This window comes from Nocardia sp. NPDC058058 (assembly GCF_042885355.1).
Classification (GTDB): domain Bacteria; phylum Actinomycetota; class Actinomycetes; order Mycobacteriales; family Mycobacteriaceae; genus Nocardia.
In genome coordinates this window covers 320,473-339,247 of record NZ_JBHVSA010000003.1, presented here as the reverse complement: position 1 = coordinate 339,247, position 18,775 = coordinate 320,473, and the positions used below count along the sequence as shown (strand labels likewise).

General features: G+C 65.4%; 19 protein-coding genes. 13 read left to right on the top strand and 6 right to left on the bottom strand.

Annotated features, from left to right (window positions below; all coding sequences use genetic code 11):
• Positions 1-22: 22 nt before the first annotated feature.
• Genes ACFVUS_RS25240 through ACFVUS_RS25220 form a run of 5 tightly spaced genes read right to left on the bottom strand, consistent with a single transcriptional unit; the run spans position 23 to position 4,709 of the window.
• On the bottom strand, positions 23-715 hold the full coding sequence (locus ACFVUS_RS25240) for a methyltransferase domain-containing protein (protein WP_387771170.1): 693 nt from the start codon (positions 713-715) through the stop codon (positions 23-25).
• Positions 716-726: 11 nt separating this feature from the next.
• Positions 727-1,674: an SDR family NAD(P)-dependent oxidoreductase gene (locus ACFVUS_RS25235; RefSeq protein ID WP_387771168.1), complete on the bottom strand. Its 948-nt coding sequence runs from the start codon at positions 1,672-1,674 to the stop codon at positions 727-729.
• Positions 1,671-2,663 (bottom strand): SDR family NAD(P)-dependent oxidoreductase, encoded by a 993-nt coding sequence (locus tag ACFVUS_RS25230; protein WP_387771165.1) that lies wholly within the window; start codon positions 2,661-2,663, stop codon positions 1,671-1,673. The genes ACFVUS_RS25235 and ACFVUS_RS25230 overlap by 4 nt, the downstream gene beginning before the upstream one ends.
• Positions 2,660-3,634 (bottom strand): SDR family NAD(P)-dependent oxidoreductase, encoded by a 975-nt coding sequence (locus ACFVUS_RS25225; protein ID WP_387771162.1) that lies wholly within the window; start codon positions 3,632-3,634, stop codon positions 2,660-2,662. The genes ACFVUS_RS25230 and ACFVUS_RS25225 overlap by 4 nt, the downstream gene beginning before the upstream one ends.
• A gap of 19 nt (positions 3,635-3,653) precedes the next feature.
• Positions 3,654-4,709, bottom strand: a complete 1,056-nt coding sequence (locus ACFVUS_RS25220; RefSeq protein WP_387771159.1) for an alpha/beta hydrolase — start codon at positions 4,707-4,709, stop codon at positions 3,654-3,656.
• A 298-nt stretch (positions 4,710-5,007) separates the two neighbouring features.
• Between ACFVUS_RS25220 and ACFVUS_RS25215 the strand changes: the two genes are divergently transcribed.
• The 12 genes from ACFVUS_RS25215 (at position 5,008) to ACFVUS_RS25160 (ending at position 18,032) form a co-directional block, all read left to right on the top strand.
• Positions 5,008-5,916 carry an SDR family NAD(P)-dependent oxidoreductase gene (locus tag ACFVUS_RS25215; protein ID WP_387771156.1) on the top strand — a complete coding sequence of 303 codons (909 nt, stop codon included), beginning with the start codon at positions 5,008-5,010 and terminating at the stop codon, positions 5,914-5,916.
• A gap of 29 nt (positions 5,917-5,945) precedes the next feature.
• Positions 5,946-7,529: a flavin-containing monooxygenase gene (locus ACFVUS_RS25210; protein ID WP_387771153.1), complete on the top strand. Its 1,584-nt coding sequence runs from the start codon at positions 5,946-5,948 to the stop codon at positions 7,527-7,529.
• 130 nt (positions 7,530-7,659) lie between these two features.
• On the top strand, positions 7,660-8,508 hold the full coding sequence (locus ACFVUS_RS25205; RefSeq protein WP_387771150.1) for an MlaE family ABC transporter permease: 849 nt from the start codon (positions 7,660-7,662) through the stop codon (positions 8,506-8,508).
• A complete protein-coding gene (locus ACFVUS_RS25200; protein ID WP_387771147.1) occupies positions 8,505-9,368 on the top strand; it encodes an ABC transporter permease in 864 nt (287 codons plus the stop codon). The genes ACFVUS_RS25205 and ACFVUS_RS25200 overlap by 4 nt, the downstream gene beginning before the upstream one ends.
• Before the next feature lie 4 nt (positions 9,369-9,372).
• Complete coding sequence (locus ACFVUS_RS25195) at positions 9,373-10,419, top strand: Mce family protein (protein ID WP_387771144.1); 1,047 nt, start codon at positions 9,373-9,375, stop codon at positions 10,417-10,419.
• On the top strand, positions 10,416-11,435 hold the full coding sequence (locus tag ACFVUS_RS25190) for an MlaD family protein (protein ID WP_387771141.1): 1,020 nt from the start codon (positions 10,416-10,418) through the stop codon (positions 11,433-11,435). The genes ACFVUS_RS25195 and ACFVUS_RS25190 overlap by 4 nt, the downstream gene beginning before the upstream one ends.
• Complete coding sequence (locus tag ACFVUS_RS25185; RefSeq protein WP_387771138.1) at positions 11,420-12,463, top strand: MlaD family protein; 1,044 nt, start codon at positions 11,420-11,422, stop codon at positions 12,461-12,463. The genes ACFVUS_RS25190 and ACFVUS_RS25185 overlap by 16 nt, the downstream gene beginning before the upstream one ends.
• Positions 12,463-13,560 carry an MlaD family protein gene (locus ACFVUS_RS25180; RefSeq protein ID WP_387771135.1) on the top strand — a complete coding sequence of 366 codons (1,098 nt, stop codon included), beginning with the start codon at positions 12,463-12,465 and terminating at the stop codon, positions 13,558-13,560. Before ACFVUS_RS25185 ends, ACFVUS_RS25180 begins: the two co-directional genes overlap by 1 nt.
• On the top strand, positions 13,557-14,645 hold the full coding sequence (locus ACFVUS_RS25175) for an MlaD family protein (protein WP_387771132.1): 1,089 nt from the start codon (positions 13,557-13,559) through the stop codon (positions 14,643-14,645). Before ACFVUS_RS25180 ends, ACFVUS_RS25175 begins: the two co-directional genes overlap by 4 nt.
• Complete coding sequence (locus ACFVUS_RS25170) at positions 14,642-15,607, top strand: MlaD family protein (protein WP_387771129.1); 966 nt, start codon at positions 14,642-14,644, stop codon at positions 15,605-15,607. Before ACFVUS_RS25175 ends, ACFVUS_RS25170 begins: the two co-directional genes overlap by 4 nt.
• Positions 15,608-15,620: 13 nt before the next feature.
• Positions 15,621-16,235 carry a hypothetical protein gene (locus ACFVUS_RS25165; protein WP_387771126.1) on the top strand — a complete coding sequence of 205 codons (615 nt, stop codon included), beginning with the start codon at positions 15,621-15,623 and terminating at the stop codon, positions 16,233-16,235.
• 57 nt (positions 16,236-16,292) lie between these two features.
• Entirely contained in the window at positions 16,293-18,032 is a 1,740-nt protein-coding gene (locus ACFVUS_RS25160; protein ID WP_387771123.1) for an AMP-binding protein, read from the top strand.
• Positions 18,033-18,056: 24 nt separating this feature from the next.
• Here the strand turns inward: ACFVUS_RS25160 and ACFVUS_RS25155 are convergent, their stop codons facing one another.
• Positions 18,057-18,578, bottom strand: coding sequence for a LysR substrate-binding domain-containing protein (locus ACFVUS_RS25155; protein WP_387771120.1), 522 nt, complete (start codon positions 18,576-18,578; stop codon positions 18,057-18,059).
• Here ACFVUS_RS25155 and ACFVUS_RS25150 point away from each other — a divergent pair.
• The gene (locus ACFVUS_RS25150) at positions 18,510-18,773 is read left to right on the top strand and encodes a hypothetical protein (RefSeq protein WP_387774762.1); all 264 of its coding nucleotides are present in this window, start codon (positions 18,510-18,512) and stop codon (positions 18,771-18,773) included. The two genes, ACFVUS_RS25155 and ACFVUS_RS25150, sit on opposite strands and share 69 nt — an antisense overlap.
• Positions 18,774-18,775 lie beyond the last annotated feature (2 nt).

The window sequence follows — 18,775 nt, the reverse complement described above, 5'->3', positions numbered from 1 at the left end:
TATCCTTCTGATGTCAGGGGTGTCAGCGACGCACGGCCACGGTGAGCATGTCCGGCCACGGGCGGCTGTACCACGGCCGCCGTACCGGATGCTGTTCGGCCAGTTCGAATCCGGCGATGGTGATCAGGTCGACCATCTGCTGCGGCGACGGCGCGGCGGCCGGACTGAACCGGGTGCCGGTGAGCCGCTGCGCGGGCGCGGCCCACCGGGCGCGCAGGTTGATCGCGTTGATGGCAAGCAGCCCGCCGGGTTTGAGCACCCGATGGAACTCCGCCAGCGCGAGTGGCTGATTGAAGAAGTGGAATGCGGTGGTGGTGATGACGGCGTCGACCGATTCATCGGGCAGCCCGAGCTGTTCGGCGGGCTCATTGCGCCACTGCACCAGCTGACTGCGCTCGCGGGCCTTGGCCAGCATGCCGGGGGACATATCGATGCCGTACACCGCGTCCGGCCGTAGTTCCTCGGCAACACGTGCGGTGAGAATGCCGGTGCCACAACCGATATCGACGATATGACGCGACCCCTGGCGACGCAGCAGGTCGACGATCTCATCCTGCGGCGGTTGATAGACGACCCGTTGCAGGGTGCGCTGATCATAGGCGCGCGAGGCGACCGAGAAGAAGGCGGCGATGGTGCGATTGAGTCCGCGCCGGGAGTCCAGCGCCATCGCGCTGGTGGACGCCGTGGCGGAATCGGCTGGGATGGAGGCGTTCACGATGGGTTCTCCTAATCGGCGACGGTCGTCGCGGTAGTCCGGCGGGGCGCATTGCTCAATCCGCGTCGCCCGGGAACCGCGCGCAGCAGCTTCCCGGCCCCGTCGGAATCGGCCAGACCGCGTCCGAGTTTCTCGATTTCGGGGCCGGTGGCGACCCGCATGAGCGCACGATGCGCGGTGGGTGAGAGCCGGGACAGCCCGTAGGACAACCAGGCCTCGGCCCTAATCGGCTTGATCGCCTGGTTCCGCTTGATGGCCGAGACGATGTGCCGCCCCGCCTTATCCGGGTCCATCGCCACCAGTGCCATACCGCGCGCCACGGCTTCCTTGACCACATCGGCCTGACCGTCGGAAATCGTTGCCATTTCCGCTGTTTCGGCAAGGTTCGTGGCGATCAAACCCGGGCACACCGCGGTGACTCCGATCCCGTACTGCGCGAACTCGGCCCGCACGCAATCGCTGAAATGCTTGACCGCGGCCTTGGATACGCAGTACGGCGTCCCCAGTCGATACGGTGCGAACGCGCCCATCGAGGCGATGTTCACCAGATGCCCGCCCCGCCCGTGCTCGACCATGCGCTCACCGAAGATGCGGCAGCCGTGGATCATCGCCATGGTGTTCACGGCCATGATGCGTTCGAAATCGGCGAGCGGAACATCCAGGATCGGCCCGCCCACCAGGATCCCCGCGTTGTTGACCACCACGGTCGGGACCCCGTGCTCGGCGGATACGGTGTCGGCGAAGGCTTCCAGCGCCTCGGTATCGGAGACATCGATCCGATAGGCGGCCGCCCGCCCCCCGCCGGCACGAATGCCGGCGACAGTCTGCTCCGCGCCCGCGATATCCAGATCGGCCACAATGACTTTCGCGCCCTCGGCCGCAAGGGCATTGGCGGTACCGCGACCGATGCCGCTCCCAGCGCCGGTCACAACGGCTACCGCCGCTCCCAGATTCTTCATGACGACCTCCCCGTGATCCGGCCACTGCCGGACACCGAATCAATTGCCGGATAAGACGTTTCGGCCGGATTGCCGACATCCTTGGATCCGAGCCTGGACACCAGCGCCGCCGCCCGCGCGGTGGCGTCCGGCCGATCCAGGAACGCGCGCCCGACTCGCTCCAACTCCGGTCCCATGGCCGTGCGGGCGATGCCGCGCCACAGCCCCGGAGCGAAGCGCCCGGCCGCCTGGAAGACGAAGGCCTCGGGGCGAATCGGCCGAACGGGCAGATTCCGGCGCATGGCATCGACCACAATGCGCCCGGCCTTATCCGGATGCATGCCGAGCTGGGCCATCACACGCCGGGTGGCGACCTTGCCGATATCGGCCTGCTCGGCATCGATGCTCGAAACCGTGGCCGTATCAGCCAGATTGGTCGCGATCAGACCGGGACAGATGGTGGTGACGCCGATTCGGTGCTGAGCGAACTCGGCGCGCAGACAATCCCCGAAATGCTTCACCGCGTACTTGCCGACGCTGTACCCGCTGGTGAATCGGGCCGGTCCGAACGCGGCCAGCGAGGCCACATTGGCCAGTTGCCCGCCGCGCCCACGATCGACCATCTGCGCGCCGAAGATCCGGCAGCCGTGGATCATCGCCATCATGTTGATGTCGATAATGCGTTGGAAGTCCGCATCGGCGGTCTCCAGAAACGGCCCACCGACGAAGATCCCCGCATTGTTGAGCACCGCGTCGGGTACCCCGTGCTCGGCCGCGACGCGCGCACCGAAATCCTCGAGTGCCGCGGTATCGGAGACATCGACGGTGTAGGCCGCCGCGGTACCCCCGGCCGCTTCTATGAGCGCAACGGTCTCGTCGGCGTGCTCGCGATCGATATCGGCCACAATCACTTTCGCGCCGATTGCCGCGAAGGCCTTGGACGTGCCGCGCCCGATACCGCTCCCGGCGCCGGTCACCACCGCCAATTCCGGATAGAACGGCCTACTCACAGCGCACCGGTGAGCTTGGAGTTGAAGGCGCCATCGGCGGTATCGACCCCGTGGCCCGCGCGGAAGGGCAGGCGTTCGACCAGTTGTCCGGCACGTCCGATCGCCTGCGGTCCGGCGACGGTGTCGCGGAGCTTGCGGACATCGCGCCGACCCGCCTGGGTCATCGCGAAGCGCACCAGGCCCGGCGCGAAACGTGTTACCTGACGGGCGATTCGGGCTTCCGGGCGGATCGGTTCGACCGCGATATTGCGGCGAATGGCGTTGACGATGCTCTGGCCGGCCTTGTCCGGATGCTGTCCGAGCAGCGCTTGGCCCTTGAGCAGGAGCGTGCGGGCCAGCTCGGACTGTTCGGCATCGAGGATGCCGTCCGCTTTCATGCTGTTGGACAGGTTGGTGGCGATCAGACCGGGGCAGATGGCGGTGACACCGATGTCGTGCGCGGCGAATTCGGCGCGGATGCAGTCGCTGAAGTGCTTCACCGCGTACTTGCTGATGCTATACGGACCGGTATAGGGCGCGGCGGCGAACGCGGCCATGGAGGAGATATTGACCAGGTGACCGCCGCGGCCGCGCTCGACCATTTGCGCGCCGAAGACGCGGCAGCCGTGGATCATCGCCATCAGGTTGATGTCGGTGATGCGCTCAAAGTCGCGCAGCGGCACATCGATCAGCGGTCCACCCACCAGGATTCCCGCATTGTTGACCACCACATCCGGCACGCCGTGCTCGGACCGCACCTGTTCGGCGAAGGCTTCCAGCGCCGGGGTGTCGGCGACATCGAGCCGATAGGCGAAGGCGACCCCGCCCAGCCCGCGAATCTCGGCGACCGCGTCCCGCGCGGAGTCGATATCGATATCGGCGACAATCACTTCCGCGCCGCAATCGGCCAGTGCCTTGGCGGTGCCGCGACCGATGCCACTGCCCGCGCCGGTGACGACGGACAGGCCCGGATAGAACGGTTTCTTGGACATTGTTTCTCCGTAAGAGATTTCAGGCGGCGCTGGACCGCGACTGAACGGCATTGGCGTCCAGGCGTTCCCGCACGAACTCGCCGATGACGCCGATGGCCTGGCGGGCGTCCGGAAGGATGTCCGCACCGGCCTGGAAGACATGAATGGCCTTGTCCCAGACCTGCATTCGGCACGGCACCCCGGCCTCTTCGCAGCGCTCGGCGAGCTGGTGGGCGTCGGCCAGCAGTACTTCGGTGGAGCCGACCTGAATCAGAGTCGGCGGCATCCCCGCGAAATCATGATTGACCGCGGACCACGCCGGATCGAGCCTGCCGTCCCGGAGCAATCCGAGCTGGGCCGGGGTATCGAGCGCCTTGGCCCCCAGCATCGGATCGAGGGGATCGTTCGCGTGCGCATAGCGCAGCGTCGAATCGTAGTTGGCCCAGGGCGCGATGCCGACCACACCGGCGGGCATCGGCAGCTTGCGGTCGCGGATGGCGAGCGTGGTGCGGAAGGCCAGCCCGCCACCGGCGGAATCGCCGGCCACGATCACCCGGTCAGCTGGAAAGCCCTGTGCCAGTAGATATTCGTACGCGTCGACGCAGTCTTCGATGGTCTCGGTGACGTGCGCCTTGGGTAGCTGCCGGTAGTCGACCTGGAAGACCGGAGCACCGCTGGCTTTCGCGATCCGCGAGACCAGACGGCGGTGTGTATTGAGCCCGCACGCGACCAGCCCGCCGCCGTGGAAGTAGAGGATGGCGGCATCCTGCGTGGTCTCGGGATCGAAAGTGTCACGCTGCCATACCCATTCGGCACGGAATCGCGGAAACGCGATGCGGCGCAAGCGAGTACCGCGAATCGGCACCAGTGGCGCGGCGAGCGGGTCGAGCAGGTTGGTCAGGTGGAATATCCGGGCTCCACGCACGGGAATTCCGCGCCAGGCGAATCCGACCAGCAGGTTCATGCCCTGTCTGAGGATGGCGTAGGACAGTGGATGCGCGATTCGCAGCGTCCAGCTGGCGCGCCGTGGATATTCGATCGTCACGGTCGAGGGCGTTTTCCGGGCCTGAACCCGGGCCTGCGGCTCGGTCAGCATGATGCGACTCCTTCTCAACGGCGACTCTGCCGTTGTCTGCGCTGTGCAACACAGTATATTGTGTCTGAGACACTAACAAGTCTCGATCTCCGAAAGACCTTGTTCTCCACTGATATTGCATGCGCTTGGACGCAATCCGGGTGGCCGCAGATGGCAGAAAATGATCACCAACTGACCATTAGTGCAGTTGAACAAGTTTTCGGCGCGAGTTTAGTGAAGTGTTGTACACGCTGTGTTGCACAGCGTACATTGGCTGAGACAGTAGCACGATGATGTGCGAATTCGAACTGAGGTAGACATGGCCAAATTCGAGAACAAGCTGGTAATCGTGACGGGAGCGGGCAGCGGCATCGGCCGCGCCACCGCCAAGCGCTTCGCCGCGCAGGGCGCGCGAGTGATCGTGAGCGACCTCAATCCCGACACCGCGCAGGACACCGTCGATCAGATCGCCGCTCTCGGCGGTGCGGGGTTCCCGTACGCGGTGAATGTTTCGGATGTGACGGCCATGGAGAACTTCGCCGCGAGCGTGCACGAGGCGCACGGCGCACCCGCCGTTGTGGTCAACAATGCCGGTTTCACCACCGCCGGGCCGTTTCTCAAGCACACCGTGCAGGATTGGGACCGGATCATGGGCGTGAACTTCTGGGGCGTGGTGCACGGCTCGCGCCTGTTCGGCCGCCAGATGATCGAATCCGGCAGTGGCGGGCGGATTTTGAACGTCACCTCCCCGGCCGCGGTGCTGCCCATCCCGCTCTCGACCGCGTACTGCACCAGCAAGGCCGCCGCGCAGATGTTCACCGAATGCCTGCGGCTGGAGTTCGCCGGAACCGGGGTCGGGGTCACCGCGGTGCTGCCCGCTTTCATCAATACCGGCTTCTACCCGAACGCCCAGGTCGTGGAGACCGAGGGCAAATCGGTCGAACGCGGTAAGAACATCTCGGTATTGGCCGCACAGCTGATCGCGCGGAGCCCGGAAACCGTGGCGCGCAACATTGTTCGCATCGCCGGCCGCAATCCCGCGATCGCCCCGACCCCGTTCGAATCGCGGCTCGCCTGCACCAGCGGGCGGGTATCCCCGGCGGGTGCGCGCCTGGCCGCTCGCATGATGGATATCGACGGGCTGGTCGGCATGGTCGACCGGGTGCTGCCCACGGTCCTGGTCCAGAAGCTCGAGGACGCCGCCGCTCGCGCGGTCGCGAAGTCCTGATCACCGATTCCGGCACGGGAGTTTTGAGTATGTCGAGCAGCACCATCGAGTCCACGGGTGCGGACACCACCGTCCAACCCGATTACGAAGTCATCATCGTCGGCGCGGGATTCGGCGGCATCGCCGCGGCGATCGAGTTGCGCGAGGCGGGAATACACGATTTCGTCATGCTGGAGAAGCACGACGGCATCGGCGGCACCTGGTACGTGAACACCTATCCCGGTATCGCCGTGGATATTCCGGCGGTGTTCTACAGCCTGTCCAAGATGCCGTTCACCAGTTCCTCGCGATTCTTCCCGCCGGGCCATGAGATTCAGCAGTACATCGAGCGTGTGGTGGACGCGTACGGGTTGCGCAAGAAGATCCGCTTGAACTCCTGTATCGAATCGGCCCGCTGGGATGAGCGGAACCACCTGTGGCGCGGCACGCTCGCCTCGGGTGAGGAGATCACCGCCCGCTATGTGATCGGCGCGCTCGGTCTGCTGGAAGTGGCGAAACTGCCCGATATTCCGGGCATCGACACCTTCGCCGGGCATAAGGTGCACACCGCACGCTGGGATCACGACTACGACTACACCGGTAAGCGCATCGCCATCATCGGCACCGGAGCCACAGCGCTGCAACTGATTCCGGAAATGGCGAAGGTGGCCGCACATCTGACGGTGTTCCAGCGCACGCCGATCTGGTTGGCCCCCAAGCCCGATTTCCGCATCGACTGGGGACTGGACCGGGTGCTCAGCGGGGTCAAGCCGGTTCGGGCGGCGGTGCGCGGTGCGATCGCGTCGGGCATCGATATGGGACTCATCGGTGGCCTGCTGTCGCTGCGCCGCATGCCCAAGGCCATGCCGTACGTCACCAGGGCGGGCGGGGCCCTGTACAAACTGTGGCTGCGCGATGACGAGCTGGCCGAAAAGCTCACTCCCACTTACGCTCCCGGCTGCAAGCGGCCCTCGATGTCGAACGAGTACTTCACGACCTTCAAGCAGAAGGATCGGGTCTCGCTCATCACCGACGGCATCGAGGAAATCACCGAGAAGGGTGTGCGCACCGCCGACGGTGTGGAGCATGAGATCGATGTGCTGGTGTGCGCCACCGGATTCCGGGTCTGTGAGCGCGGCTTCGCGCCCGCGTTCAACGTGTACGGCGAGACCGGCGAGGAGCTCGGCGACTACTGGCACGAGCATCGCTATCACGCCTATCAGGGTGTGAGCGTGCCGAAGTGGCCGAATCTGTTCATGGTCGGCTGCGGTCCCAACTCGATCATCCCGAGTTCGATCCTGGTGACGATCGAGAACACCGCCGCGCACGCCCGGCGTGCGATCGTGGAGACCCGCAGGCGCGGTGCCACCAAGGTCGATGTGAACCGGCAGGCCTACGACGACTGGGCCGAGTTCTGCACCGAGCGTACTGAAGGCTCGATGTGGGTCACCGCCCCGTGCGCCGGCTCGAATACCTATTACGTGAATTATCAAGGTGAGCTGGCGATCCGCCCGACCACCGGGCTGAATCAGTGGTGGGGTAACCGGCATTTTCCGTTCCGGCACTACACCTTCAGCACTCGGCCCGCATTGCTCAGCGCCCGCACCCGGGAGCCCGCGCTCGCCATGACCTGAGTTCCAGAAGCTGCCGGACCGCGCCGATGCCCGCGCAAGCGGGCATCTCTTTTTAGCCGAATTCAACTGTGACGCAAGCCCTATCGCACGACGTGAGTGATGCGAGTAACCCCGGGGGAGTGGGATGGCAATGACGAGCACAACCGAGAAACCGCCCGGCACACCGAGCGTGGCGCGGATCGCGCGACGCAACGTCGCCGATACCGGCCTGTCCGCCGCACGCACCTTCGGGCGAGTGGTGGCCATGGCGCTCGAGGCGGTCATCGGGGCGGTGTCCGATCTGCTGACCGGACGCTTCCAATGGCGCGAAACCCTGCGCCAGTGCTGGTATCTGGTCACCGTCACCGCCATTCCCGCGGTGCTCATGGCCGTGCCGTTCGGGGTGGTCGTCACGGTGCAGGTCGGCAATCTGATTCATCAGGTCGGCGCGGATTCGCTGCTCGGCGCGGCCGGTGGCATGGGGGTCATCCAGCAGGGCGCGCCGATGGCGACGGGCCTGCTGCTGGGTGGTGCGGGCACGGCCACCATTGCCGCCGATCTCGGCGCGCGCAAGATTCGCGAGGAGATCGACGCGCTGGACACCATGGGCATCAGTCCATTGCACCGCTTGGTGATTCCGCGCATGGTCGCCATGCTGCTGGTCGCACCGCTGCTCAATATCCTGATCATGTTCACCGGTGTGGTCGCCGGATACGCCATGGCCACCGGCGTACAGGGCGTCACCCCGGGCAGCTACTGGGGCAGCTTCGGGGCGTTCGCCTCGATGAACGACATCTACATCTCCATGGTCAAGGCCGCGCTGTTCGGCTTCATCGTGGTGATCGTGGCCTGCCAGCGCGGACTCGAGGCCAAGGGCGGCCCGCGCGGGGTCGCGGACGGGGTCAATGCCTCGGTGGTGCTGGCGGTGCTGGCCATCGCCGTGGTCAATGTCGGCATCACCCAGCTGACCACCATGTTCCTACCGGTCAGGATCGCGTGATGGCCGCGCCGTACGTTCCGCTCGGGCTGGGTCGGGTGTATCGGGTGGTGCGGGAGAAGAGCGTCTTCGCCCCGATCGATTCGCTCGGGTTCATCCTCGGGTTCATCTGGCAGGTGTTCTCCTCGATTCCGCTGGCGCTGCGCAAGTATCGCGCGCAGACCATGCGCATGATCACCGATCTGACCTGGGGCCGGGGTTCGGTCATCGTGGGCGGCGGCACGGTGCCGGTGCTGGTGGTGCTCGGTATCGCGATGGGCGGCGGGGTCGCGATCGGCGCGGTGCCCGTGCTGAACATGCTGGGTATGGGGCCGATGGTCGGAGTGGTGTCGGCGTTCGCCAATACCCGCGAACTCGCCCCGATCGCGGCCGCCATCGGATTCGCCGCGCAGGCGGGCTGCCGGATGACCGCCGAGATCGGGTCCATGCGGATCTCCGAGGAGATCGACGCCATCGAATCGCTCGGCTTGAAATCGGTGCCGTTCGTGGTGACCACGCGCCTGATCGCCGGGGCGGTGACGGTGGTGCCGACCTTCCTGGTGGCGCTGCTGCTGTCATATCTGTCGTGTTCGGCGGTGACGCTGGTGGTGCACGGACAATCCAGCGGCGTGTACGACCACTATTTCTTCCAGTTCGTGAACGGCTTCGACATCGTCGCGGCGGTGATCAAGGTGCTGATCTTCAGTGCCGCGGTCATTCTGATCCATTGCTATCAAGGCTTTTTCGCCACCGGCGGGCCCGAAGGCGTCGGTATCGCCTCCGGGCGGGCGGTGCGCGCCAGCTTCATCGCGATCATCACCCTGGACATGGTGCTCACGATCCTGCTGTGGGGTCTGAATTCCCCGATCGTGATCACGGGGTAGCGCGATGCCGTCATATGGAATGCCCGGCGTCACCACCGGTCCGCGCTTCTCGCGGGTGGCGGGGCTGATCGCGGTGGTGGTCGTGCTGGCGCTGGTCATCGGATGGAATGCGACCGCGGGCCTGCGAACCTCGGATGAGATGCGAATTCAACTGCGCACCAACGGTATCGGCGACGGTGTGATTCCGGGAGCCGAGGTGCGGTTGAACGGGGTCAAGGTCGGGCGGATCGAACAGATCGCCGGGCAGCCCAACGGCCAGCAGTTGATCACGCTGTCCCTGCAACCCGCGGAGCTGTTCGGGCTCACCAATAGTTTCGATATCGACTACGCGCCGTCGAATCTGTTCGGCATCAGCGAGGTGACCCTGAAGCGGCGCGATGGCGGAACACCTTTGCGCGGAGGCGAATTGGTGGACCTCACCGCCGCGAACCGGGTGCACGACGTGACCATGGGCAATCTGCTGCGCCAGCTCTCCACCACCTCGAGCGAGGTGCTGACCCCGCAGCTCACCGAACTGCTCACCAAGGCCGGAGCCGATATCGCCGCCTTCACCCCGCTCATTCAAACCATGGTGACCATCGGCCGATCCGTGGCCGACACCCAGCGCTATCCGTCCTCGTTCCTGATCGCGCAGTTCGCCTCATTCCTCAATGGCACAGGCATTTTCGCCGAGAACACGGTGAAGCTGGTGAACGAGGTCTACCAGATGCAGGCGCTGCGCGATCCGCGCTTCGATACCGGAGTGGGACTGGTGGTCGATCAGCTCTTCCCGATGATCGCGGATCTGGGCTGGACCGCCAAAGGAAATCTGAACGGCTGGACCGACGGTCTCGGGGTGCTGGTGGGTCAGCTCGCGCAGATGGTGCCCACGCCCGCGCAGAGCAGCGCCGATCTCTCGGAGTTGCTGGCGCGGTTGAACTCCTCGTTCCGCGCTACGCCCAATGGCCCCGAACTCGGGCTCGACGTGGTGCTACGCGGTGTGCCCGCGGTGGCGGTGCCGCTGCTCGGCGGCGCGCCGTTGCCGCCCGCGACTTCGGAGGGGCAACGATGAGGAAGCCGAAAACCTCCATTGCCGGAATCGCCGTGCGCTTCGGTGTTTTCGCGGCGGTGATGCTGGTGCTGCTCGTGGGTATCGTGACGGCCATTCAGCGGCCCGTGGCCGGCGGTACGCGCGGTTTCGGGGCGTTGTTCACCGATGTCAGTGGGCTGCGGGTCGGTTCGGACGTGCGCATGTACGGCGTGGCCGTTGGCAAGGTGTCCGCCATTGATCTGGCGGGGTCCAATGCCGAGGTCCGCTTCAGCGTGCAGCAGGATCGGCCGGTCTATGACACCAGCCGGTTGGCCATCCGCTATCAGAACCTGACCGGGCAGCGCTATATCGACATTCAGCAGCCGGACAAGGCCGGGTCACCGGCGGCGGCGGGCACCACCATCGGACTCGAGCACACCAGCGGATCCTTCGATATCACAGCGCTTTTCAACGGTATGGAACCGGTGCTCAAGGAGTTCTCGCCCGAGGCGGTCAATCAGTTGGCGGTCAATGCGCGGGCGGTGCTCGAGGGTGACGGCAGCCGGGTCGGCGCCACCTTGGACGCGGTGGGGGTGCTCAGCGCCTATGCCACCGATCGGCAGGCGGTGATATCGGTGCTGCTGCACAACTTCAGCCGGATCGCCGATCAGATCGGCGGCAAGTCGCCGGAAGCGGGCATGCTCATCGACGGCATTTCGACCGTATTCGTCAGTCTGCAAAAACAATTCGACGGTTTGATGGATGCCGTCGATGTCGCACCGCCGATTCTGGGCGCGCTCAACAGTCTGCTGGCGTCGCTGGGTTTCACCCACCCCGACAACCCGGATCTGAATGCCGATCTGCGCCGGTTGTTCCCGGATCCGCAGGCGCTGCTCGATGTGATGGGGCGGCTGCCCGCCTTTCTGCAGTCGCTGGTCGCGGCCGTCCCCTCCGGCACCGGCGTCAATCTCACCTGTTCACACGGTCAGGCCGAACTGCCCGCGGTGGCGAACATTCTGATCTCGGGCCAAAGGATCGCGGTATGCAAGAACGGTTGAGGCGCGGGAGCATTCGCTTCAAGGATTTCGTGCTCGGCAATGATCGGCACGAGGCGGTGGCGTCACGGCGGCAGCTGGTGCTCGGGCTGGGCGGAATGGCCGTGGTCGTGGTGCTCATGATCGCCAGCGCGATCATGTATTTCATCCCGCTTGGAAAGAACACCTACACCGCCGATCTCACCGAGGCGGGCAGTGTGAAGGTCGGCGACGAGGTGCGTATCGCCGGTATCACCGTGGGCTCGGTGACCGGGATGGACCTGCGCGACGATTCGGTGCGCATGACGTTCACGGTGGAGAACAAGATCTTCGTCGGTGATCAGACCACCCTGGATATCCGGATGTTGACCGCGATCGGCGGCCACTATGTGGCGGTCTTCTCCTCGGGTCGCAATCCGTTGCGCAGTAGGGCGATTCCGCCCGATCATGTCACCCTGCCGTACAGCCTGGCCAAGGCCATGCAGGATTCGGCGCAACCGCTGGCCACCATCGACGGCGGCACGATGCGCGCCAATCTCAACGCGCTCGCGGGCGCGCTGGAGAAGAGTCCCGGATCGATCGGCCAGATGACCGATGCCATGGCGGCTTTCGTCGATGTGGTGAACCGGCAGAACGCCGAGGTCAATCAGGCGCTCGATGTCGCCGACGAGTACATCGGGCTCTTGGGCGACTACCGCAAAGCCATCGGAGCCATGCTCACCAAGATCGGGGCGATGGAGACCACGGTGCTCAACCGGCGCGCCGAGGTGCTGGACGCGTTGCGCATTGTGACCGAACTGCTTTCGCGCATCGCGGCCATCGAGCCGGCGTACCGCGAACATCTGGAACCGTTGCTGGACAAGCTCATCGAGACCAAGCCGTCGCTGGATCAGCTCGGGCAGCGGCTCGGCGTGGTGATCGATTCGCTCAATCAACTCGGCACGCGGATACAAGGGTTGCGCGGTCCGCAGGGCGGAATCGCGATAGATCAATCGGCGCAGAGCATTTCGGCGTCATCGTTCTGCATTCCGGTGCCGGGGAGGGATTGCTGATGTTGCGCAGCTTCATCGCCTCCCGAGCGTTCGTCTCGATCATGGCCGGTGTGCTCGCCGTGATCGTGGCCGCCGTAGGCGCGGTGTACTTCCTGGAACCGAACAAGAAGATGATCGCGTACTGCGCGATCATGCCCGACGGGATCGGGCTGTACCGCGGCAACGATGTGAAGATGCGCGGGATGAAGGTCGGGTCGGTGACCGATCTGCGGCCCGAAGGCACCGGGGTCCGAGTCGATTTCGAGGTCGAGGCCGCGCATCCGCTGCGCGGGGAGGCCAGTGCCACCACGGTGTCGGACAGTATCGTCGCCGATCGCACGCTGGCGGTGTTCGGCACCAAGGGCGCGGACTGGAAGAACGCCGACTGCATCACCAAAACCGTGACGCCCAAGAGCCTTACGCAGACCTTCAGCGCCATGTCGAAGGTCGCCGACGAACTCCAGGGCGGTGACGATCCGGCGCAGGCGGACCGGATCAAACAGGCGATCACACTGTTCGATCGGGCAACCGCGGGCAGCGGGCCGAAGATCAACGACATCATCACCCAGCTGTCCGCCGCCCTGCGCAGTCCGGATGCCGCTGTCAGCCATATCGGTTCGCTGATCGACAAACTCAACGAGTTGATCGCCAGCGTGGCCAATAACTGGGGTGATCTGCGGCAGATGCTCGACGGGTTCGCCCCGATTCTGCAAACGGTCAATGACGTCTGGGATCAGGTGACCGAGCTGGTGAATTCCATTGTCACCATTCTGCCCTGGCTCAATGACGTCACCACGAAATACGGCGGGCCGATCCTGCAACTGCTGGATTCGTCGGTGCCGCTGGTGCATCTGCTCGGCGCGAATGTCGGTGGGCTGCAACAGCTGGTCTCGATGGTGCCCTCGATCGCCGGAATGTTCCGCACCGCGACCGATCCGCAGACCGGTGCGATCGGGGTGAGCTGGGCCGCGCCGCGGGTGGCATTGCCCGCGCCACAGGCCGAGCAGGTGTGCGCGGCGCTCAACGCGGTCGCGCCGGGGCGCTGCGGCGGAACGGCGGACGGTATGACCTCGGTGGATCTGGTGCCCCTGATTCTCGGATCGGTAGGTGTGCGATGACATTTCGGGTGAGTTCGAGGCGCTGGCGGCGGGCGCTCGCCGCGGCGGCGCTGACGCAGGCGGCGCTGGTCGGGGTGGTCGGCTGCGGGGTGGATCCCGCGCGGTTCACACTGCCCGGTGCCGGGATATCGGGACAGACGTATCGGATCGATATCCGATTCAGCAGCACGCTGAACCTGCCTTCGGGGGCGAAGGTGGTGGCAAACGGCGCGCGGATCGGGCAGCTGAACCGGATTTCGATTGCCGATCCGACCGCTACCGGCCCGGGGTCGGCGACAGCGGAAGTCGATATCCAGCAGTCGATTTCGCTGCCCTCGGAGACGCGTGCGCAGCTGCGGCAGGACACCATTCTGGGCGATATCTACATCTCGCTCGATACCAATGTCGCGAGTGGGTCGGGCACGTTGCGGCCGGGCGACACCATTCCCGTACAGCACACCGTGCCCGCTTTGCAGATCGAGGACGTCATCTCCGGGCTTGCGACTTTCGTGTCCGGAGGCGCGCTGCGCTCGGCGCAGGACATTGTCGACCAACTCAATTCCGCGCTGCCGCAGGATCCGGCCGAGACCGCGCGCATCGCGGGGGTGCTCAAGGACGACCTCATCGATGTGTCACAGCATCTGGATCAATCCGATGCGTTCCTGACCGGACTGCAATCGAATGTGGCTGCCATACAGAACAATCGGGAGGCGCTCGACGTGCTGCTCACCACGCAGGGCGCACAGGACATCACCAAGCTCGCGCAGACGCTGATCCACACCATCGGCATTATCGGCGCGATCGGCGGGATCGCGCATGCGCTGATCTGGCTCACGCCGCTGGTGCAGGCGGGCAATTCGGCCGCCACGGCATTCGTGCCGCTGGTGTTGAACGCGGGGCGGCCGTTGAATCTGGATGCGCCTTCGAATCTCAATCAGCTGACGGAATTCTTGCGCGACAAGCTGATTCCGTTCTTCGAGCACGGGCCGAAGGTCGCCGTCGACGGGCTGTCCGTGCAGGGCGATGCGGGTGCGCCGGTCGTGTCCACCGATCAGCAGGTGGCGACCATGATCGCGACCCTGCGCATGATCGGGATGGTCCGATGAGAGCGCGCATGGGATCGGTGCTGTCGCTGGGCGCGATCGCGGTGATCTTCGTGGTCGGGAGCGTGTACCTGACCTTCGGGATCGCACGGGTGAATCTGTTCCAGCGGTATATCAGTGCGTCGATGGAGGTGAGCGACGCGGCGAATCTGGTTCCACGCTCACCGATCCTGTTGTCCGGCTTGCGGGTTGGTGAGGTCACCGAGGTGAAGAACTCGGCCGGCGGGGTGCGGGTGAACTTCCGGGTCGAGCGCGAGTATCGGATTCCGGTGGCCAGCATCGTCACCATCGAATACCTGTCCGCGCTCGGCGAGCCGTATCTGGAGTTCCAGCCGCAGCGCGCGGGTGCGCCGTATCTGGAGGATGGGGCGCAGGTGAACGCCAAGTCCATCAGGATGCCGGTCTCGATTCCCGAGATGGCCAATACCGTCACCCGGCTGCTGGAGCAGTTCGATCCGCAGTCCATCAGCTCGCTGGTGAATACCTTCTCGCAATCGCTGGCGGGCACCGATGCGGTGCTGCCCGATCTGATCCGCGCCTCGAATCTATTGTCCGCCACGCTGCTCAGCCGTGCGCCGCAGCTGCGTGACATCCTGCAGAACGCGCAGGTGCCCGGACCCGATGTGGCCAAGGCCGGTTCGGATATGGCGACGGCCGGGCCGAAGTGGGGCGAATTCGGGGTCAAGGTGCAGAGCGTCGTGAAATCGCTCGAGACGCTGCTGAACGCGCGCCAGGTGCCCGATGCGTACACCACCGGCGACGGTCTGCTGGTGTTCCTGCCCAAGCTCACCGAATACCTGCGCACCATCGGTCCCGATCTCGGGGCGGCCTATCCCGCTGTCGCGCCACTGCTTTCGCAGGCGTCGAACTCGCTGCCGGGAATCGATCTGTCCGCGTTGATCGCGCAGGCCCTGCAATCGGTGAAACCGGATGGCGGCGTCCGGCTGCAAATCCAAGTCAAATAGCTGGGAGAAGACCATGACCACACTGGAGCAGACGAGCGCTGACGCCGTGGAGGAAACCACCGCGGCGCAGCATGATTCGAAGACCCCGCGCGAGGGCAAGGCGGCGGTGACGCTATCGCTGCCGGTGTCCACCCTGATCGCCGGTGCGGTGGCGGTGGTGCTGCTGCTCATCTCGGGCACCCTCGGTGTGCTGCTGTGGCAGTCCCGGGGCGAGTTGGGCGATCACAATGCCGCGGCGGCCGATGACAAGCGTGCCGAGCAGGTCGCCACCGATTACGCGGTCGGCGCGGCGACCATCAACTACAAGGATTTCAACTCCTGGGTGGCCAAGCTCAAGACCAATACCGTTCCGCAGCTGGCCAATACCTTCGACGCGACCGCGCCCAAATTGCAGGAGCTGATGGTGCCGTTGCAGTGGACCTCCACCGCGTCGCCGATCGCCGCCAAGACCGAATCGGTCTCCGGCAGCAGCTACAAGGTGGACGTATTCGTGAATGTCACCTCCACCAACGCGCAGAACCCGCAGGGTGTACAGACGACCGTCACCTACAACATCACCGTGGACAAGAACGCGGACTGGAAGATCACCGATGTCGGCGGCACGGCCGCGGCGCTGCCGCTGAAGTGAATGACCCCGCCGTGACCGGGTACGCCGATCGAAACTTCCCGCCGGAATGGATGACTCATGACTGACACCGGGCGCGGCAGCGCGTCACCGACCGCCGTGCTGGCCGATGCGGCCCGATACTGGGGGCCGCTCACCCGGGCGGCGCTGCGGACCGTGCCGGTGCGCCGCACCCCCGCGACAGTCGCGGCGCTGCGGCACGGCGTCGGGTTGGCGACGCTGCTCGCGTTGTCGGCGGCCAGGCATCCGAATCGAGCCGCCGTTATCGATGACGATGGCACGATCACGGCGGAGCAACTGCAGCGCAGGGTGATTCGGCTCGCGGTGGCGCTGCGAGACGACTACGGGGTCGGTCCGGGATCGAAAGTCGCCGTGCTGTGCCGCAATCACCGCGGATTCGTGGAGGCGTTGCTCGCCGGGGCGCGGCTGTCGGCCGACCTGGTGCCGATGAATTACGACTTCTCCGGCCCGCAATTGCGCGGGGTCATCGAACGCGACGGTATCGACGTGCTGATTTACGATGCCGAATTCCATCAGCGGGTGGAGCACGCCGGATTCACCGGCGTGCGCGTGATCGCGAAACACGCTGGCCTGCCACCGGTTTCCACAGTCTCTGGTGCACCGGTGCCCGCGATCGACGAACTGGTGGCCCGCACCCGGCGCGGTGCGGTGCGTCCCGCACGTGGCAGCCAACTGGTGATCCTGACGTCCGGCTCCACCGGCACACCCAAGGGCGCGTTGCGGCGCATGGGAATTCGCGAGCTGCGCGAGAAGGCGTCCTACCTGCATCCGCGTCTGCTGATGCTTGCCGCCGAAGCGCCGCGATTTGCCCGCCTCCGAGCCATCCCGGTCCCCGGACGGCCGATGGTGCTCGCACCGCCCATGCATCACGTCATGGGCATGCTCGGCCTTGTCAGCGGCCTGGCCACCACCTCGCCCCTGATCATGACCGCGCGCTTCTCACCCGAATGGGTGCTGGCCAGTATCGAAAAGCACCGCGCCACAGCCGCATTCCTGGTTCCGACGATGATCAAGCGAATCATGGACCTGCCCCCGGAGATTCGCACCGGCTACAACACCACCACCCTGGTCTCGGTCCCCAGCGGCGCCATGCCGCTACCCCCGCACCTCGGCACCGAATTCATGAACGCATACGGAGACATCCTCTTCAACGCGTACGCCTCCACCGAAATCGGCCCCTGCACCGTCGCCCTCCCCGAAGACCTGCGCGCCGCCCCCGGCACCGTGGGCCGTCCCATCCGAGGTCTGGTCCGCCTGCGCCTGCTGGACGACAACGGCACCCCCGTCCCGCCCGAAACCACCGGCCGCATCTTCAACCGAAATCCCTTCCAATTCAGCGGCTACAGCGGCGGCGGCAACAAGGAAGTGATCGACGGCTTCATGAGCACCGGCGATGTCGGCCACTTCGACTCCGCCGGAAGACTTTTCATCGACGGCCGCGACGACGAAATGATCGTCTCCGGCGGCGAGAACGTCTACCCCCAAGAAGTAGAAGAGACCCTCCTGACCCACCCCGCCATCGCCGAAGCCGCCGTCTGGGGCGTTCCCGACCCCGACTTCGGCCAACGCCTGGCCGCCTTCATCATCCCCAAACCCGATACCGACCTCACCCCGGAGGAAGTCCGCGCCCACGTCAACCGAAACCTGGCCCGCTACAAGGTCCCCCGAGACGTCCACTTCGTCGCCGAGCTGCCGCGCACCACCACCGGCAAACTCAAACACAAAGCCCTGACCGCCCTGGCGGAATCCCTCGAGGGAGCCGAGTCGAAGCCGACCTAGTCGTCGACTCCGCCGGTGGCGGTCTCAGCGGTGATATGCGCTGCGGCGGGCCTGTTTCAGGAACGGTGTGAGGCTCGGGTGCGTTGCTTCCGGATTCCAGGCGAGGCACAGCACGGTGGTGAGGGCATCGGTGACGGGGATTGCGCGCAGCTGATCATCGAGGGACGTTGATAGGTCGCCGGTGACCAGGATCGTGGCGTTTTGGAAGCGAACCATAGCGATGAGCTCGTCCAGGGGCAGGTCGGGGCAGTCGGCGAGAAAGCCCGGGGCGCTGTGTAATTCGGCCAGTGTCAGCTCGGGCGCGGCCGCGAGTGGATGGGTGGATGCGAGCAATGCCAGGGTGGGGTACTCGTCGAGTTCTTCCAGGGACAGGCCGTCGGTGTCCTCGGTGGTGCAGGTCAATGCGATGTCTGCCAGCTGATCGCGGACGGCGGCGGCCGGCGAGCGGGTGAAGTGCAGGCTCATCGGCAGCGGGTCGTGAAGTTCGTTGCAGTGGTTGATGATTGCTTGCAGACGGGCTGCGCCGGTCGCGGGGCGTGCGGCCACGACGAGTGGTCGGGTGCGGTCGTGGTGGCGGGTGCGGATGACCACCCGGTCCAGCGAGTCGAGAACGCTGTCTACGACGCACAATTCGTGGTCTACAACGTGCGCGGCCGGGCCCGTCCGAGCAGTGGCTGGCCCGCCGACGCCGCCAAGCAGATCATCAAACATGATCTGCCCTACGCCTTTCCGACGGACTGACC

Excerpts from the sequence above, each read along its gene's own strand:
- ACFVUS_RS25235 (WP_387771168.1), bottom strand. The coding sequence starts at position 1,674 with ATGAAGAATCTGGGAGCGGCGGTAGCCGTTGTGACCGGCGCTGGGAGC.
- ACFVUS_RS25225 (WP_387771162.1), bottom strand. The coding sequence starts at position 3,634 with ATGTCCAAGAAACCGTTCTATCCGGGCCTGTCCGTCGTCACCGGCGCG.
- ACFVUS_RS25220 (WP_387771159.1), bottom strand. The coding sequence starts at position 4,709 with ATGCTGACCGAGCCGCAGGCCCGGGTTCAGGCCCGGAAAACGCCCTCG.
- ACFVUS_RS25215 (WP_387771156.1), top strand. The coding sequence starts at position 5,008 with ATGGCCAAATTCGAGAACAAGCTGGTAATCGTGACGGGAGCGGGCAGC.
- ACFVUS_RS25210 (WP_387771153.1), top strand. The coding sequence starts at position 5,946 with ATGTCGAGCAGCACCATCGAGTCCACGGGTGCGGACACCACCGTCCAA.
- ACFVUS_RS25205 (WP_387771150.1), top strand. The coding sequence starts at position 7,660 with ATGACGAGCACAACCGAGAAACCGCCCGGCACACCGAGCGTGGCGCGG.
- ACFVUS_RS25195 (WP_387771144.1), top strand. The coding sequence starts at position 9,373 with ATGCCGTCATATGGAATGCCCGGCGTCACCACCGGTCCGCGCTTCTCG.
- ACFVUS_RS25190 (WP_387771141.1), top strand. The coding sequence starts at position 10,416 with ATGAGGAAGCCGAAAACCTCCATTGCCGGAATCGCCGTGCGCTTCGGT.
- ACFVUS_RS25185 (WP_387771138.1), top strand. The coding sequence starts at position 11,420 with ATGCAAGAACGGTTGAGGCGCGGGAGCATTCGCTTCAAGGATTTCGTG.
- ACFVUS_RS25180 (WP_387771135.1), top strand. The coding sequence starts at position 12,463 with ATGTTGCGCAGCTTCATCGCCTCCCGAGCGTTCGTCTCGATCATGGCC.
- ACFVUS_RS25175 (WP_387771132.1), top strand. The coding sequence starts at position 13,557 with ATGACATTTCGGGTGAGTTCGAGGCGCTGGCGGCGGGCGCTCGCCGCG.
- ACFVUS_RS25170 (WP_387771129.1), top strand. The coding sequence starts at position 14,642 with ATGAGAGCGCGCATGGGATCGGTGCTGTCGCTGGGCGCGATCGCGGTG.
- ACFVUS_RS25165 (WP_387771126.1), top strand. The coding sequence starts at position 15,621 with ATGACCACACTGGAGCAGACGAGCGCTGACGCCGTGGAGGAAACCACC.
- ACFVUS_RS25160 (WP_387771123.1), top strand. The coding sequence starts at position 16,293 with ATGACTGACACCGGGCGCGGCAGCGCGTCACCGACCGCCGTGCTGGCC.